Source organism: Neochlamydia sp. EPS4 (genome assembly GCF_000813665.1).
Classification (GTDB): domain Bacteria; phylum Chlamydiota; class Chlamydiia; order Chlamydiales; family Parachlamydiaceae; genus Neochlamydia.
This window is the reverse complement of the sequence record NZ_JSDQ01000036.1, coordinates 1-16907: the sequence shown is the minus strand read 5'-3', so window position 1 is coordinate 16907 and position 16907 is coordinate 1. Positions and strand designations below refer to the sequence as shown.

12 protein-coding genes and 2 tRNA genes are annotated in these 16907 nt (G+C 37.6%); 5 read left to right on the top strand and 9 right to left on the bottom strand.

The features are described 5' to 3' along the window. Nucleotides 1–254 precede the first annotated feature (254 nt). The 4 genes from DB42_RS03000 to DB42_RS02985 all read right to left on the bottom strand — a co-directional run bounded on the left by DB42_RS03000 (nt 255) and on the right by DB42_RS02985 (nt 6733). Entirely contained in the window at nt 255–2423 is a 2169-nt protein-coding gene (locus DB42_RS03000) for a 6-hydroxymethylpterin diphosphokinase MptE-like protein (protein WP_238578978.1), read from the bottom strand. Between the two features lie 243 nt (nt 2424–2666). Next, nucleotides 2667–5687: a 6-hydroxymethylpterin diphosphokinase MptE-like protein gene (locus DB42_RS02995; RefSeq protein ID WP_080502698.1), complete on the bottom strand. Its 3021-nt coding sequence runs from the start codon at nt 5685–5687 to the stop codon at nt 2667–2669. A 38-nt stretch (nt 5688–5725) separates the two neighbouring features. Beyond that, nucleotides 5726–6145 carry a hypothetical protein gene (locus DB42_RS02990; protein WP_155117400.1) on the bottom strand — a complete coding sequence of 140 codons (420 nt, stop codon included), beginning with the start codon at nt 6143–6145 and terminating at the stop codon, nt 5726–5728. A gap of 105 nt (nt 6146–6250) precedes the next feature. After that, nucleotides 6251–6733, bottom strand: a complete 483-nt coding sequence (locus DB42_RS02985; protein ID WP_039386225.1) for a hypothetical protein — start codon at nt 6731–6733, stop codon at nt 6251–6253. A gap of 191 nt (nt 6734–6924) precedes the next feature. Here DB42_RS02985 and DB42_RS02980 point away from each other — a divergent pair, with 191 nt between their 5' ends. Beyond that, nucleotides 6925–8508, top strand: a complete 1584-nt coding sequence (locus tag DB42_RS02980; RefSeq protein ID WP_044881676.1) for a hypothetical protein — start codon at nt 6925–6927, stop codon at nt 8506–8508. On the opposite strand, the gene DB42_RS02975 is transcribed toward DB42_RS02980, so the two are convergent. The 5 genes from DB42_RS02975 to DB42_RS02955 all read right to left on the bottom strand — a co-directional run bounded on the left by DB42_RS02975 (nt 8505) and on the right by DB42_RS02955 (nt 14602). Then, nucleotides 8505–11387 carry a hypothetical protein gene (locus DB42_RS02975; RefSeq protein WP_044881675.1) on the bottom strand — a complete coding sequence of 961 codons (2883 nt, stop codon included), beginning with the start codon at nt 11385–11387 and terminating at the stop codon, nt 8505–8507. The two genes, DB42_RS02980 and DB42_RS02975, sit on opposite strands and share 4 nt — an antisense overlap. A gap of 59 nt (nt 11388–11446) precedes the next feature. Beyond that, nucleotides 11447–11905, bottom strand: a complete 459-nt coding sequence (locus DB42_RS02970; RefSeq protein ID WP_044881674.1) for a type I restriction enzyme HsdR N-terminal domain-containing protein — start codon at nt 11903–11905, stop codon at nt 11447–11449. Nucleotides 11906–11964: 59 nt separating this feature from the next. Then, the gene (gene raiA, locus DB42_RS02965) at nt 11965–12603 is read right to left on the bottom strand and encodes a ribosome-associated translation inhibitor RaiA (RefSeq protein ID WP_044881673.1); all 639 of its coding nucleotides are present in this window, start codon (nt 12601–12603) and stop codon (nt 11965–11967) included. A gap of 844 nt (nt 12604–13447) precedes the next feature. Continuing rightward, nucleotides 13448–14515, bottom strand: a complete 1068-nt coding sequence (rlmN, locus tag DB42_RS02960; protein ID WP_044881672.1) for a 23S rRNA (adenine(2503)-C(2))-methyltransferase RlmN — start codon at nt 14513–14515, stop codon at nt 13448–13450. Between the two features lie 14 nt (nt 14516–14529). After that, nucleotides 14530–14602: transfer RNA gene (locus DB42_RS02955), tRNA-Arg, on the bottom strand. Between the two features lie 87 nt (nt 14603–14689). Between DB42_RS02955 and recO the strand changes: the two genes are divergently transcribed. The 4 genes from recO to yidD all read left to right on the top strand — a co-directional run bounded on the left by recO (nt 14690) and on the right by yidD (nt 16758). Further along, nucleotides 14690–15373, top strand: a complete 684-nt coding sequence (gene recO / locus DB42_RS02950; protein ID WP_044881671.1) for a DNA repair protein RecO — start codon at nt 14690–14692, stop codon at nt 15371–15373. 127 nt (nt 15374–15500) lie between these two features. Further along, nucleotides 15501–15584 (top strand) — tRNA-Leu (locus tag DB42_RS02945). 173 nt (nt 15585–15757) lie between these two features. After that, the gene (locus DB42_RS02940; protein ID WP_042241514.1) at nt 15758–16552 is read left to right on the top strand and encodes an RMD1 family protein; all 795 of its coding nucleotides are present in this window, start codon (nt 15758–15760) and stop codon (nt 16550–16552) included. After that, nucleotides 16549–16758, top strand: a complete 210-nt coding sequence (yidD, locus tag DB42_RS02935) for a membrane protein insertion efficiency factor YidD (protein ID WP_044881670.1) — start codon at nt 16549–16551, stop codon at nt 16756–16758. The genes DB42_RS02940 and yidD overlap by 4 nt, the downstream gene beginning before the upstream one ends. The last annotated feature ends 149 nt before the right edge of the window (nt 16759–16907 follow it).

Genomic DNA, 16907 nt, shown 5'->3' with positions numbered 1-16907 from the left:
GACATTGGCAATTTGACTTTCCGGCAAGCTCGTCTTTATCAAGCAAGGCGCGCTGTATCCTATCGAATGTACCATCATCTTGCCATCTACTTATTTTCCACTCTCAAAGCATGCCGATGATTTTTACTTTTTCTTCCAGGCTCTTCGGTAAGCATTGCTCTAACGTGTGCACGAGTATTTTTGTTAAATCCCCTCCCATTTTCCTAGCATCATCTCCCCCTTTTTACAAAAGAAAAAATCTTAACCTCGCCGCTCTATTCACTCGATAGGTTTTCATCCCCCAAAGGTACCACGTGAGATTTAAGAGTTCCATTCGGACAAAAAAGCTGTGCTGTTATCAGCTTGCCACCCTCATAGTTTAAGAGCGTTTTAACTATCCCGGTAGGATAATAAAACTCCTGTTTTCCCTCCCATACTCCCTCTTTAAACACCTGCCTGCTGTAGGGTTGACCATTAGGATAGAAAAACTCGGCCACCCCTTCATGCAGACCTTTTTCGAAATAAGCGGAAGATAAAATTTGGCCTTGAGCATAAAAGAAGGAGTTTCCTTGGATCACTCCTTGGACTTTTGTTTGCTTACAGGTAATTTTCCCTGGTTTGGGAAAGGTAGTCGCAGGAAGCGTCACATGCTCATGCATAGCCATCCTGATGAGCTCCAGATTAACCTTAGCCACATCGCGTAAGAAGACAAAACGTTTAATGAGTAAGTCTAGCTTCTCAATCGCTTGTTGAACTTCTGAAATAGGGGCATGCTGGATACCTTGTAATTCTCGATTTAAAACACGCGTATAAGCTTCATTAAAGATATGTAAGACGTAACGATAGCCTATTTCTTCTGCCAAATCGCTTTCATAAAGTGCAGCTTTTCCTGTCTGTTGAGGAAAGCAAACTTTTTGATCTTTTTCCGACCGCCTTTTGATGACCCTAGTTTCTTCAATAAGGACTTCGAAATCTTCCACACAGCGCGTTAAGCTTTGTTGCAAATCTTGCATTAAGGAAGATATCTTTTCCTTTTTAACTTGCGGCATCGAGCTGTTAAAGATTTCGCTATGGATCATACCCTTAAAGTCATAATTTTCTCTTAAATATTTGCCAGCCACCTCTTGGAGAGTCTTATTGGGTACACGAGGAAATCCCAATCCCCCTTCGGTTGCATTGATTACCCTGATATCAGGATGAGCTTTAGCAAAGTCACCTATCCATTCAGCTTCTGCTATCCATTTCCATAAGGTGTAGATAGGCTTTCCATAAATATCTGTTTTAAGCAGTGCCGCTTGATCGATATTCTGCGTTGTTGTAATGTCGGCCGCCTCGACGCGATTATCTTCTATGACTCCTGAAGCATAAGCCTTCATATCGGTATAGGCTAAATCCATGCCTACAAAAATAATGGGATTGCATCCTAAAGCATGCGCAATCTCTAAGCAAAAGTTAACGACATTATGCCCTTCCTCAATAGGTGTACCTTTAATTCCTAACCCTTCTTCAAAAAAAGAAGAAATATCATATCCACCACTTCCTGTGACATAAAGACGTGGACCATGAATAGTATTAAAGGCCTTATGTAACAGGCGATTGCGATAAAAAAAAGGCGTTTCAAAAGAACTGTTAGTACTTAACCGATCATATTGAGGGGCATTGGGATCTATACCTGCACCAAAATGGGGTTGTATATCGCTTTCATTCAAAGCGTTTAGCGCCGATCCGCCTGCAAAAACTAAAGCCTTATTTAAAAGCTTACCTAGCAGGGAAAGATTTTTTTCTAAAGAAGGGCCTGCCCCGCAAATGATAGCAGGAATATTACGAAATTTTCCAAAAAGCTCATCAGCTAAATAAGCACCTTCCAAAGAAAGAATATTAGGGTAAAAATTTTTGAAAAAGCCTGTCCCATATTCAAGGTATTCTGTAAGCAGGCTATTTTTAACGGATGCTTCATAAGCAAGCGTATGCTTTAAATGAGCATATTGTTCTGCTTTTAGATCTTGATATAATTTTAAACCTGATACCGTAAGAGTAGTTAAAAAAAAATTCCAGTAAAGAATATTGAACAATTCTTTGCTTTTTTCCAAGTCTTCAAAAAAATGCAGCTGCACTTGAGGATCATGAACTAGCTGAAAGCCCAGATGAGTTTCAAAGAGGCGATGAATGACCGCTAGGTTATCTTCTAGGAAAACAAGGCGGCGTGAAGGATCTTCCTGAAGCCAGCCTTGAGCAGCTTGATAGTAATAACCTAAGCCTACGCCATAGACATATATTAATGGCACCTCAGCTAGCCTAGTCATTTTAAACCACTCTTTTGCTTCATCAAGAGCTCCTTGTTGACCATGAAAGTAGTGAGTTTCTCCCCTATATTGAAATATTAAATTTTGTTCTTCTTGCTTAGTTATACAAAATGTCAAGTCCTTACAATCTATATAGGGCAACAAAAGTGCTTTTTGCGGATTAGTGTAAGACCATTTTTCGCAATTTTTTTGGAAGATATCGATGCTATTTTTCATAAAGAATAGGTGGGTAAAAAGATAAAGATATAAAGATGGGCGTTCATCGAAATAGCCAAGGGATCTATCAAGGTATTTTCCCTTAAAATTAAAAAGCCCTTTCCCTAACATTTTAAATAAAAGTTAAAGTAAGCTTTCATTCAGCTCAACATTTTATTTCTTATGCTTTTAGTTAGGGAAAAGTTCCACTTCTTTCTGTAAGTTAAGCTTCTCAAATAGACCTTTAAGGCTCGCTTGCGTTTCAATCGTCAATTCAGACAAATTTTTTGTTAAGCCTTCTAGCTGAGCTTTAACTATCCTCTCTGCTTCAGGAGTTTTCCACACAGCTTCTTTAGGGGCTTTACCTTCTGTCCCTGAAATTTTTAACATTTCATGGCTATATTTATTAAGCTTATCCATCTCTTTTTGCAATTCTAACAAATCATCCTCAATGCTGGTAGATTTATCCTCTTTTTTTACTTCCAAAATAGTGGGAGCAATATTGACAAGAGCCTGATAGAGATTGTGGAGAGAAGTAGTTAAAGCAGTAGAGTGATTAGTCATTAAATCAAAATAATCTTTCCCTTGGGTGGTATCTTTTAAATGGGGCGTACCATCTTCATTCCATTTTTTTATTTCAAGCTTGTCCGAATCATTAGCATAAATAATTTCTTTGCTGAGGTTGCCATTAGAATACCATTCTCGGGCCGTCCCTATAGGCAAATCATTCTCGTAATGGGCTTCTATTAACAGCATGGCGTCTTCATTCCACATCCTTTCCACACCATCTTTTTTTCCTTTTTTGAAATGCATTTGGCGTTTAATTCTACCGCTTGCATGGTACAAAAGAACCTCCCCATCCATTAAACCGTCTTGATAAGGGAGAATAGTTTTAGGAAGGCCATTTAAAAAATAGTATTCTTGGCGGCCATGTAGAACACCTTTCCTATAACGCTTGATAGCATACAGCTCGCCTGTAAGGTAATAAAAGAAACCTTTACCTTCCAAAAGACCTTCCACATACCAGTTTTGAGCAAGGAGCTGGCCATTTTCAGCATAGTAGGTCGCGGGACCATACAGTTTGCCTTCATGTAAAAAGTTTTGGGTCTTTAAAGCCCCATTAGCATACAGCTGCTGTTCAACTTGACCTTCACATTTTTTCTTAAAATTTAAATGAAGCTCAGGGTCAATGATTTCCAAATAATTATCTAGAAAAGAGTAATGCTCTTGTTCACTCAAATTTGTACGTTCAATTTGTAACTTTTCTTTAAGAGCGAGAATTTTTCTGGAAGGCGTAACTTCTGGATTATTACTTTCTTTTACTACCTTGGTAAGAATAGAGCTAATAATATTTATATTATTTCTTGCCACCGAGGAAAGAAAAGAATATAAGCTTATCTCAAAAACAATTTTCTTCAAAAAAATTTCTTTCTCTGAATAAAGCTGAGAGTCGTATTCTAAATAAACAAGCCGGGGAAAGAAGATCTCTAAAAACCTGTCCTTATAATCACTTAAGATATATTTAAAAGCATCCAACGCTTCAAGCTTGGCTAAGTTCTCTTCAATTGCCGGATTTTTGAGATGAGCGGGTATCTCTTGCCCAGTCTCTACGCTCTGATGAATTTTACTATTTTCAAAAGCGATAATACTACAATAGGTTTCGCAATCGAGTAGACTACGTGCAAATATTTCAAGGCTTTCTAACACTTTATAGGTAGTTAAGCCTGGAGGAACCCCACTGTTTTGAATTTCTCCATGTACCAATGAAGAAAAATCGTAATTTTTCTTTAAATAGATGGAGGTCGCCTCTGCAAGAGTCATATTAGGGACCCGTGTAAAGCCAATCCCTCCTTCAGTACAATTCAATAAAGTGATTTCAGGATATTGGCTGGCAAAATGCGAAAACCACAGAGATTCATTGATCCATTTCCAAAGAGTATTAACAGGCTGGCCATAAATGTCCTCTTTTACCAGGAGCTCTTCATGAGAATATTTGGTTAAAAAAGCATCTTTAGGATCTTGGAGGGCATGACGTACCAAACCGGGAGCATAGGAGCTATTATTCGAATAAGCTAAATCTACTCCTACTATAATAATAGGGTTACATCCTAATTCTTTAGCGATCGATAAATTGAAATTAATCACATTATGACCTTCTTCTATAGGGACCACTTCAGGAAGGCCTAGTTGATTTTCAAACCATGCAGGTAGGCGATAGCCTCCGGCGCCGGCTACTAATAGCCGCTCTCCATGCACCATTTTTAATGCAGGATTGTACATGCGCTGCCGATAAAAGAAAGGAACCTCAAAGGCCGTATTAGATATTAATCGATTATAATGGGAAGGATTGGGATCTATTCCCAGGCCAAAATGGGGGGTAATTCCCGCTCCATTTAAGACGTTCATGGCTGTCCCCCCTGCCATTATTAATGCTTTATCTTTTAGCTCTTTGAGAAGATGAATATTCTTAGCTAATGAAGGTCCTGCCCCACAAATAATAGCAGGGATACCTTTGAACTGATCGAGCATTTTTGATTCAATTTTAGAGGAAGGAATCTCCATTAAATTTTGATAGTAGTTATGAATAAAGCCTTTCTCGCCAGCTAAATTCATAAATTCGGCACTTACGCCGATGCGCATATCATGAAAAAAAGAAAGACGCGCTTGAAACTCCATTGTATGGAGCGTATCGCTCTTTTGATAAAATTTAAGTGCCGAAGCTTTAAAAGAAGCCAAAGAAAAAAGAGAAGTTACAAAGCCAAAGGAAAAATAAGAGGTTTCCCATGAAAAATGAAAGAGTTTAGCTTGGGTATCATTTAAGAAAGCTGTGGCTCGCTCTGTTTGAAGAAAAAATTTTATTACTTCCAGGTTATTTTCTAGGAAAACTACATAGCGCTTAGGATCTTCTTTTAACCAATTCTTAATCACATCATAGTAATAACCCAGCCCGATCCCATAAATATACACCACTAGAGTATCTTTTAAATTTAAAGATAAAAACCATTGCTGCGCTTCTCTTTGGGGAGAAAGGGGAGAATGTAAATAGGCAGGCAAATCTTCGGAAATCTTTTGTAAATTCCATTCACCATCTTCATTAGCGATAAGAGCAATCTCTTGGCACTCTAAAACTTTGATTTTTTCTGCTGCATCTTTATTAAGAACAGACCATCTCTGCAAATTATGTGTAAAACGTTCATCATTTATCATCATTATCTACTTTCATTTATAGTGTGTGGTTATTAGGAATGCTACAGAGGAATCCAGCCTTTTTTGCCCCCTACATGATTAAACTTTTCTTTTCTTTTGTCACCCAGCTGCTTGTTTTTTCTTTCTTCTTTTTGCTTTTCTGTCGCTGCTTTAAGTACATTTCTACAGCCTTCAAGTTGGCTCTTAAGATATTGTGTTTTCTCTAGAAAGTTTTGGATGTCGGGCGGAAGGTGATCTTTTGATTCTAAAATAGTTTTTCTTAGCTCTTCTTGAGAGATTCCCATGCGTGAGGCTTCAGTATCAGTCATATGAGAAATTTCTTGAATCTGCCTGGACAAGCGCTGAATTGCTTCTTTGATTTCCGGGCGTGAATCCATCTCTTTATGCTGATTAGATAATAGATATTGGTATAAAAAGGTAACCTGACTAAGAATCTGCTCAAGAAAGGAAATTGGTTTCATAATAGCCATCAAAATTAAGTTGTTTAAGTTCCAAACTTAACCTAGCACTATTAAAAATTATTTCAAACTATTTTCACTTAGGCACTCATTCTTAAGAGCTTAGATTTATTCAAACTTGCTTTTTGGAGAATCGTAAGGATTTTCTAAATCTTCCCAATCAAAATCTGGCATTTCTTCTTTTGTCCCTATACTCAAGCCAGGATGAAGGACCCCTGCTGCTAAACGGACGATACAAGCCGTATATAAGAGGGGATGCGACCATACAAAATAATGCACATTTTGTCGCACTTTACTCCAGATCCTCTCACGCGTAGCTGTATCAGAAGTGCTACGTGTTTTGAAAAGATTCTTTGTAGCTCGTGCAACAGCCACTGCTTCTACCTTAATAAAACGAGGAACATAAAATGTACAGGACATGACTACACATTTGATGCGCCCTTTTAATGACCAAAACTGTCGTTCTGATTGATCCTCGGTATAAAGAGGAGGCTTACCAATATTTTTGATTTGTAAAACAGGATTGATAAGAGCTGGATCTTTGCCTATCTCTAATCCCCATGCTTTAATTTTTCCCAACATAGCTGACATCGTCTAAATCCTTGATTTATTTAAAATAGTACCATTTTTATATTTTTTCAAAATTATAAATTTAAAAATTTACTTAGTATCGAAATATATAGAGATAAAAAATAGCCAGCAAGAGAAAAAAATTTAGAAGGGTATTCCAATATTATCTTATGATCGCTATAAAGCATAATAAACTCACCAAGGTAAATTTTATGCGTAGCTATTATGCACATCTTGCCAATGCAAGTCCACACTCTACCTTAAAAAATTTTTCCCCTTCCATTTTTCGTTCCTCTGCCATCTTTCCTGTAATCTCTTTACCCGGCATCTCAGCAAGGCTACTGTTTATGGGATATTGGATGTTAAAAAGTCATGTGCAGGAAATTGCAGCTCAGATTTCTCTGCGTTCTAGTGAAGGAGAGTTGCTTTATCGAACCTCCTTGCATATCCGAGAAGCTAAAACTTACCGTATTGAGCTTATCGATCAGCTTATAGCCATAGGTTTCCCCCTTGATCAGCCTTTCATAGGTAGCCTAGAAGTAGAATTTTTTTCTACGCGTCATTTAGTTTTTCCCTATCCAGCTGTTGCTATTAATTACTATGGCCCTGCTTTTAGTACTGTTGTTCATTCGGCTCAGCGCGTTTACAATAACTTTGAGGATATGCGCAATAATTCTCACTCGCATGTTCCTGAAGCAGGCTTTAATATTTATGCGGATGAAGATCATGAACCTTTTATTAGCATTATTAACGGTCCTGAAGCTCTTCACCAGGCTCCCCTTCTTATGGAGTTTTATAATAGCAAAAATGAAAAGCTTACTCATGAAATTTCTTATCCTACCTTACAAGCTTACCAAACCTGTCTTATCTACCCAGGTAGAGAGATTGAACTTCAAAAATTTTTAGATGGCCAACCTGGGACTGCTAAAATTACATGTAAAGTCAGTTGGATATTCCCTCGTCTGCTAGTAGGAAATATCCAACGCTCCTTACCGGCTATGACAATTACTCATACCTATTATGATTGCTCTAAGGCTAGTTCAGAAAGCGATTACTGGCGTCCAGCCGAGCCTCAGTGGCTTCCTGCTACTCTCATGATCCCTTTAACTTTACAAAAAAATTTATTTACGAAAGCATATTTTTATCCTATCTACCCTCCTAATACCTTAATTATTGATCTTGAAATCTACAATCAGGAAGGAAGACTTTTAGGAAGAAAAGACCAATGCTTAGCTTTGCATTCCCAACAAAGCGGTTATCAATCCGTATCTTTCAAAGATATTTGCAAGAAATTAGACTTAGATACTGAACAAAATCTTGCAGCGCGCTTAATCGCACGCACAGAAGATGGAAGTCGTATTCCTGCTCGTATTAAGCTAGGGTTAGATTTAGGAGTAGAAGGCCAGCAGATGCCTTGTAATATCTGTACAAACCTCCAACCTTTTAATCCTGCCCTTGAGAACAAACCGACTTCTTTTCGGTGGGCCCCTATCCTTGCTGATAGAGAGAAATCTACTGTGTGGCTCATCAACTCATCTTCTCATGTAGACTACACCCGTTCTGCCCAAATAGACTTAACCTTCTTTCGCGAAAAAGATACCGAGACGCTCAAGCGTACGATAATTTTGCCTCCCCATGGCTTTCGGATAATTTATGCCCAGGAAGATCAAGAGCTCTGCCAATTCTTAGAAAATACTATCGGCTGGTTTACAGCTGTGAGCCCGAATCCCTATACAAGCACCTACTATTTTGCAGAAGATTCTTCTGGAGTCGTAGGCGGAGACCATGGATTTTAATAAACAGTTTTTCTAGCAGATGAAAAGGGGCTTTTTTTCCCCGGTAAGGAAGAACCTATTTTTCTAGTTCTGCTAATCACCTTCTTACTTAGGTAAACATGCCTTTTATTGACCTTAGTAGAGGTATAAGCGTGGAGTAGGGGATTCATTTGCTCTCCATGCCTGGCTGCATTTTTTGTATTCTTTCTCTCTAAGCGAAACAATTTTTTTCTTACGTGTGAAGAGGGTTTTTTCTTTCTAGCCTTATTAATTACATTTTTGGCTAGATAAGCATGCTTTTTATCAATTTTGGCATGTAAATGGGGATTGAGTAGAGGGCTGATCTGCTCTCCGCGAGCGCCAGAATTTTTTTCCGTATTGTTTTGGCTTACTGAATACTGATGAATAAGCGGTGAAATGAACTTATCAATATACTCTTGGTCTTCTGGCCCAAAAGGTACTCGCCCAAAAATAGCCTGAAAAGCTTTGTTCTCTTGGATTTTATCATCTACCCTTCCGGTACGGTCTTCTGCACTCTTGCAAAAAAACTCTACACAATTAGACATCATCGCATGAATTTCTAAGTAATTAACTTGGAAATCAAGCACTGAATTTACTTCTTTATTTTTTTGGCGGTAAAACACGTCGATAGCTAGCTCAAATTTAAGGGTTAAATCGTTGATATGCTGGAGTTGTTGTACTTTTGCCAAATCGGAAGGCAGCTGATCAATTTCTCTTTTTAACTGGGATCTAAGCTTTTTAAAAAGATTTTTTATTTCTGAGTTCTTTTGTATATAAACTTCAGATTTAAGTCTTAAATAATCTTTATAGTGATTGTAAACCTCTTTCTCATGCTGTTCAATTTTATCTTTTAAGCGAATAATTTCCCGTTTAAGGTCAGGCTTTTCGGAGGGGGAAAGATATTTTTCCATTAATCTATCCAATGAAGCATAAAGAGAAATAATCTCTTTAGCTTTTTCATTTTGAATCGCCTGCATATCCATTTTTGCTTGACGTAAGGAAGGTGCCCCTTTCATCGATTCAATTTCTTGTAAGGTTACCATTAAAGAAGGTGGGAGGATAGACTGTTTTTGGAGGAAATCAAACACTTCTTGTTCAAACTCTATAAAGCCTTTAGCATTGTAAGAAGCTAAAGATTCAGCATCTTTTAAATGCTTTCCCATAGAGGTAGAGTTTACAGCCAATTCATTGGCTCCTAAGTTCATAAATGAAATATCAGGCTTAATCCAAACATCTTTTCCTTCTATTCTAACTTTAAGAAGCCGTTGATTATATATTTTTAAAGCTAAAGCGGATTCTTCTAGTTGAGTGGTTTCACTTTCTCCCGACCATTTTCCTGCAATCCCCTTTTTACGATTGCGCATCTTATCTATTTTTTTAGGTGATAATAACATCATCGTGCGTAAAGGAAGGATAAGAGGTCGATTAGGAGTAGTAACTAAAGAAGGATCAGCCTGAATTCTTAAAGCCGCTAAATCAATTAAATTTTGTTTGCAATTTCGACACCCGATAGCTTGCCTTTGCAGGGTATCTTTAATGGCGATTGGCGGATAGCTAGAATGGCGAATGGCATCAAAGAGTGTTTCTAGAAAATCCTCTCCCTCTCTGTAATGAATTTCTCCAAAAGAAGTAGCCACATAGTTAGCTAAACCTTCACGGTCTCTAACCGTGCTTGGTAACATCGCTCTTGCCATACGCTCACCTTTTTCATTAATAATAGAAGAAGGCTTTTGCATATGAAAAAATTGTTGATTTGAATTACCTAGGAAGTAGGTGTTGATAATGGTAGGCCTTCCTACTGCCACAATAAAATCTTTTTCTGCTTGAGCTAACTTGTCAATTGTAAACTCCTCCATCTTTAATTCCGCTACTTGATTGAGCTGATTAACAGTAAATTGTATATCTTTAGCTAGCTGAGCGAGCAGCTCTTGGGCAATCCCATGCACCTGCATATAATGATCTTCGCCAACTTTTTTATCAGGATGCTGGATATATTGGGGGTCTATCAGAAATTTTTCCGAACGTATTTCCTGCATAAAATTTCTTTGAAGGTAGTCAAGAGTTTCTAATAGCTTCTCTTGGGCTTTCTGGCCCTCTAGGCTATCTCCTATAGGTAAATTTTTCACATGCCATTTAGCGGCATCTATTAACAGCCGCTGTCTTTCTATAAAACCTTCAGTCTTAGGCCCATGGTAAGCCTGGGGCGCATATTCATTAACCTCATAGGCTTGCCCCTCTCTGGTTATTTTCCACACAGTAATCCCATAATTTCCATAGGAATTAATCTCAAATTCAATTCCCTCCAGCTCTCCTTTCTGGATTTTTATGCCATGCTCCTCTGTCTGCGCATCGATAAGAGCAGGCTCTTCAGCTTGCAGCTTTTCTTTAAGGTCTTTAATGATATTTAAAATTAAGGCCACCTCTGTTGCTGAAGAATCTCCTTCATTTTTTTCTTTAGCTTTTATATCTCGACTACTCTCTGATAGCTTGCTTACTTCTGGGGAAGCCATGATCTCCTTTTTATCTTCATCCCCTAAGGTTTTATTCAAAATTTTGGTAGATACATTCTTTATTTTATCGGAAGGAAGTTCTTTAATAATTTTGTATTGATGGCGGTAATCGTGAATGGCTTTGCCTATAAGCATTATTAGAGGGATAATAACAGTAAAATAAGAAATTATTTTAGCAGTGTTTTTAAGCAGTTCTTTCATATTTAGATGGCTAGCCCCCCATGAATAGCCACTCTCTTGGCTTTCCAATTTTTTAAATCGATGCCCTCCTTCTTTTCGTGAAACATTTTTTAAATGGAAATAGGAATCGAAAACATTTTTATTAGCATGATCAATCGCATCAGAAAATTGAGTTTTGTCTATGGCCATAGTTAACCCCTTATTTAACTAATACTTATTAATATTATAATTTTAAATTAAAATATTAATCAATTAATTAAAGAATTAACTAACTCAGAATAAAAAGGTAAATAATTAACAAATTGATAGTCAGATAATTCAGGATCAAACCAGCCTAGCTTGTGCTCAGTTTGATTAATTAACGCTATAAAAGAAGCTTTGATGAACCGGTTATAACCTATGACTTGAAGAATCTCTTTAGAAGAGAGGGGAACTGCCTTACATTCAATAAGTAACAAAGGATGCAGGCTGTTTTCTTTGGGGAGATAACAAATAATATCCGCTCGCCTTTCGGGTAAAAGAGAGGTATATATTTTCATATGGGGTAAAGATTGCAGCTCTTTTTCTACTGCAATACATGAACGAGGAAATCCTAAATGCTGGATTAAAAGCTGGATCGCTTGCTGGCGAACAAGCTCTTCAGGGGTAGCTATTAGCCAGTTTTTACGTATAGCACAATAAATCTTTTGCTTTTCTTCTTTCTCCATAATAAGAAGCTCCAAAAATCCATAAGCTTTAGGTGATGGACTTTTGAAGCATTATTTAACTACCCCTCAGGCATGAGGAGACCATAATCTCCATCCTCTCGGCGATAAATGACGTTTAACTTACGATCCACTTCATTACGAAAAAGAAGAAAAACATCTCCTGATAGCTCCATTTTCATAAGGGCTTCATCTAAAGTTAAATATTTAAGAGGTTTTTTTTCTTGTTTAACAATATGATGAGGACGATATTCTTTATCTCTCTGGGATGCATTTTCAGCTTCAATCTCTTCGTTAATTTCGGCTGCTTCGACTTCCTTTAAAGGACGTAAAACATTAACGGCCATATCCACCACTTCAAGAGGTTTAGCATGATGATCTTTAATTTTTTGCTTATATTTTTTAAGTTGCGTTTGAATTTTATCTACTGCTTTATCAATAGATGCATACATATCATCTGTGACCGCTGAACTTTTAATGAGTATATGGTTCAGCTTAACGAGAAGGTTGACATGATGCTCAAACCTTTGAATATCCATTGTGATCGTTATATCTATAATAGGTATATCGTATTTTTCAATTTTAGAAAGCTTGTCTTTGATATAGCCTTCCATGGCCTCGGTTACTTGTACATTTCGTCCATTAATAGTTAAGCTATAGTCTTCATCAACAAATTCAGCAGCTTTAGATTTGCGGCTCATAGAAACCTCGATTTTATGGAGTTGAGATAGGAATTTTAAGTTCCTATTAGCTCCTATTATACAAAAAAATCTAGTAATGGGTAAAGAGAACAAAACAGATCTTTTGAAAATAGCTTCATCAGAAGATACAAACTCTATTTCTTCAAGCCTTTAGCCTCTCAAGTTTGAGGCTATAATTAGACCTAAGATCCTATGTAGACCTTTACAAAGAGGATTGCCTTCAAGGCTGAAGGCTTTTAGACTTTATGAAATATACTCTATTAAAACAGCAGGAATAGCCAATTTTTAGGCCCCTAACACCCGAAAATTTTTCCCTTACCTAACAAACATGGTTAAAAAAGCTTTTCACCTTTTGCCTACCGACTTTGCCGTTTTTAAAATCCTAGGTGTGAATATAAACTTGCTTTACGCAAAAAAAAGACCTATTAATCGTTAACACTTTTTTAAGCCCTATTCTACAAATAGAAGACGTTTTTGAGCAGCTCTTTAGGCAAGCTTATACTTAATGGCAAGCTACTTTTAAGAAAAAGTTTAACTTTTAAGGGTAATTCCCTTGCTAGAAAGAGGCCATCCCAAAGCTTATTTACAGGCTATTATTTCCTATTTCATAAACTTTTCTTCTGGAAAGGAATTTAAAGTCTCTTTTTCTTTCCTCGAAAAATTACCCCAAAAATTCATCGCGCTCTCCAATAAACTCAAATAACTTTAGGCTATTAAAAAAAACTAGAGGAAGGCCAAATAAAAAAAATTTCAGAGGATCTCTACCCTTAAAGGACAGAGGAAGTCATAAGGAGCTAATGACGTAAAAGATATCATTTATCTAACAGCTTTACCGGTAGAAGTTTTATACTGCCTCTAAATTCTTTTTCAATTGGGCCCGGAGCTTTATATTCCCTAGCTGTCCGCAGGCTGCCATAATGTCCTTACCCTTTGTTGCTCTAAGGAGAGTTTGATAGCCTTGTAAGCGTAAATGTTGACGAAAAGCTATAACAGCCTCTTCAGTAGGCCGAGCAAAACGATCACCTGTTTGGGGATTATAAGGGATAAGGTTAATTTTAACATGAAGGCCTTTAAGATAATCTGCTAAGCGTTCTGCATGTTCTAAAGAATCGTTTACATCCTTAATGAGTACATAAGCGGTAAGGATTTTTAATCCTGTGACTTCATTGTATTCACGCATTGCTTGATAAAGTTGTTGCATATCATGCTTACGGTTGATAGGCATTAAACGCTGGCGAATTTCATCCGTAGGAGCATTGATCGATACGGCCAGATGAGGCTTAGGCCCTGGACTATGTGTGAACTTATGGATCCCTTCGATCACCCCGCTAGTGGAGATAGTCAAATGGTTACGTCCAAATCCTAATCCTTTAGGATCCATTAATATATGGGTAGCTTGCCTAACGTTTTCATAATTATCAAAAGGCTCTCCCATTCCCATAAAGACAATATTACGTATAGGATACCTGAGTACATGGCGAACCACAAAAACTTGACCGATAATCTCTTCTACCTTTAAATTACGCAGCAATCCCATCCGGCCAGTTTCACAAAATGTACAGCCCCTGCGACATCCCACCTGCGAAGAGATACACAGTGTTCCCCCCGCCTGCATAGGAATTAACACCGCCTCAACCTCCAGGTTATCCTGGGTTTTAAGAAGAAATTTTTTCGTTTCACCATCATCTTTTTCTACAGGCACTAAAGGCAAAGAAAGGTCGACTCTTAATAGGATTTCTCTTAAAAGCTTAGAGGCATTATGAAAAGCTGGATGGTGGCCAGAGACTGCGCCTGTGCGATAGAATTCTTCATAGACTAAGCCGGCATGTAGATAACCTTTGCCTAATTCTGCTGCGATAAAATTACAAAAAGAGTGATGAGTATAGCTTAAAAGATTAACTGTTGAATTCATACCTTGGAAAAATGTGCACCGAAGAGGGCTCGAACCTCTAACCACCCGGTTCGAAGCCGGGTACTCTATCCATTGAGCTATCGGTGCATTTAGCTTGCAAGATTATAGAAAGAATCACGAAAATAGCATTCTAGCGTAGAAGCTTCTTTTTTTAAACCTAAAATTGGCCGTTGCATGCAAATTTCTCATACGCAAGGTTTGATCCTTAAAGTCATTGACTTTCGCGAATATGACCAAATCATGACTGTTTTTACTCCTGATAAGGGAATAGTAAAATGGATCTTCAAAATAAGAAAACCTTCGAAAACTTCTCCACGGGTTAAAATTTCTCCTCTTATGCAAGGCGAATTTACATACAGCGAAACTAAAGGAGAGATTTGGAAATGTAGGGAACTTATCATCTATAACTATTATTTAAAGTTACGGGGAGATTATAACTTATTAGAAAGTGCTGGACGGATGATTAACGCTGTTATAGATTCTCAGCCCTTGCATAAGCCTGCCCCTAAACTTTTTAAGCAATTGATCACCTACCTAGAGAAAATTCCTTTTACAACTAATCTATCCGCTTTAGAGCTAAGCTTTATACTAAAAATTCTTAAAAATGAAGGGGTAGCCAATACCCATTTACAATGCTCTGTTTGTCAAAGTCCCCTTCAATCTCTTTATATTTGGCAAGGAGAATATTTCTGTGCCATGCATACGCCTGCAGGGGCCTTGCTTTTTAATGAAGATGAAACTTTAGCTTGGATGCAGCTGGCTGCCTGTTCTTCTTTTAGCCAGCTTAATACTATTTGCATCCCTGAGCATTTGCCCTATAAAGCTCATCAGCTATTTAAAATTCTTGTTCAGCATTGAATTGTTTCCTATTTGCCTGCTTTTTTCTACTAATCCCTACGCACGTGCTTTTCCTTTTTAGAATTTCAATTTTATTCTTGCCTGTATAAAGGTGAGTTTGTTATATTTTAGCTTCTTCAATTTTTAAGCGAAAGTGGCGGAATTGGTATACGCGCTACTTTGAGGTGGTAGTGAGAGAAATCTCGTAGGGGTTCAAGTCCCCTCTTTCGCAATCAAGCTTTTGGCCCTCCTTTTCAAACGATTTACTAGCAAACTTTTCAGTTATCATATTTCTAAACAAGCTCTTTTTTATCCTCTATTTAATTTAGGATATTTATTCAAAAGCTAGACATTTATGCTTGAATCCTCTATGGTTGGCTTTTTTAATCAACTTTCGATTCTTTCATGGATTGTCGTGCCTATTGCACTGCTGCTTCTTATAAAATAAAGCTTTTTTACGAAATTCTTCGCCAACGTTTTCCTTCTGCCTCTTATCGTGATGCTGTCCACTGCTCGATTCCTCTTCCCCATCTTCCACCCGGAGATGTTTTCTTCTTTTCGTATGGAGCTGTGGTTTGCTGGGGTTTACCCAAGGAAATAGAAAGCGAAATGCTTAAACTTGTGCAACCCTACGAAGAAAAGCATTCTGATGATATTGAGACCGATGAGTTCACTTACCTTTATGGAGAGGCTCCTAGAATTTTAGAAGATGAAATTATTTTACCCAATCAAGAAATGCTTACCAAGCTTGCTATTTCGCATGGACTGGCTCAATCTGTTAAGTTAGGAACTTTTGAAAACGCTATTCAAGCGACTTTTAATCAATCTAAACATATTCCTGAAGACTTAGCTAGCAAAGGAAAAATTTCTTATTCTAAAAAGGCTATACGCAAAAAGATGGGGGAATTATTCATTGCGCGCAACTCTATCAATTTACATGCCGATGTGCTAGACACGCCAGAATTTTTTTGGGAATATCCCGAGCTTGAGCCTTTGTATACGATGGTCGCGAATTATTTAGATATTGAAAGCCGCGTGGAAGTTCTTAATCAGCGTTTAGATGTAGTCCACGAGCTTTTCCAAATGCTAGGCTCTGAGCTTAATCACCAGCATTCTAGCCGCCTTGAATGGACAATTATCTGGCTTATCATTATCGAAGTAATGCTTAATCTATTAAAAGACGTGTTTAGAATTTTATGAAGGTTTTATTTATTCTAATTATTCGTATTTACCAATGGACCATCAGTCCTCTCCTAGGGTCCATCTGCCGCTTTACACCTTCTTGCTCTAACTATGCTTTACAAGCTATTGAAAAGCATGGGGTATGCCGAGGAACAGGGCTAGCTATCAAACGTATCTGCCGCTGCAATCCTCGCCACTTAGGGGGGAGAGATGAAGTGCCTTAAAAAAACATTTACTCTTCTGCCAATTTAATAAAGTAAAATCTATAGCTCTACATCTTATTTATGTCTGGTTAATTCTTTAAAGCTCTTTTTATTAGGCTAACTTCTTTTAATCCCACAGGCTCCTAACTTTTAAAAAGCGGAAAAATCTT

Excerpts from the sequence above, each read along its gene's own strand:
- rlmN (WP_044881672.1), bottom strand. The coding sequence starts at position 14,515 with ATGAATTCAACAGTTAATCTTTTAAGCTATACTCATCACTCTTTTTGT.
- recO (WP_044881671.1), top strand. The coding sequence starts at position 14,690 with ATGCAAATTTCTCATACGCAAGGTTTGATCCTTAAAGTCATTGACTTT.
- DB42_RS02970 (WP_044881674.1), bottom strand. The coding sequence starts at position 11,905 with ATGGAGAAAGAAGAAAAGCAAAAGATTTATTGTGCTATACGTAAAAAC.
- DB42_RS02995 (WP_080502698.1), bottom strand. The coding sequence starts at position 5,687 with ATGATGATAAATGATGAACGTTTTACACATAATTTGCAGAGATGGTCT.
- DB42_RS02985 (WP_039386225.1), bottom strand. The coding sequence starts at position 6,733 with ATGTCAGCTATGTTGGGAAAAATTAAAGCATGGGGATTAGAGATAGGC.
- DB42_RS02975 (WP_044881675.1), bottom strand. The coding sequence starts at position 11,387 with ATGGCCATAGACAAAACTCAATTTTCTGATGCGATTGATCATGCTAAT.
- DB42_RS02980 (WP_044881676.1), top strand. The coding sequence starts at position 6,925 with ATGCGTAGCTATTATGCACATCTTGCCAATGCAAGTCCACACTCTACC.
- yidD (WP_044881670.1), top strand. The coding sequence starts at position 16,549 with ATGAAGGTTTTATTTATTCTAATTATTCGTATTTACCAATGGACCATC.
- DB42_RS02990 (WP_155117400.1), bottom strand. The coding sequence starts at position 6,145 with ATGAAACCAATTTCCTTTCTTGAGCAGATTCTTAGTCAGGTTACCTTT.
- DB42_RS02940 (WP_042241514.1), top strand. The coding sequence starts at position 15,758 with ATGGATTGTCGTGCCTATTGCACTGCTGCTTCTTATAAAATAAAGCTT.
- raiA (WP_044881673.1), bottom strand. The coding sequence starts at position 12,603 with ATGAGCCGCAAATCTAAAGCTGCTGAATTTGTTGATGAAGACTATAGC.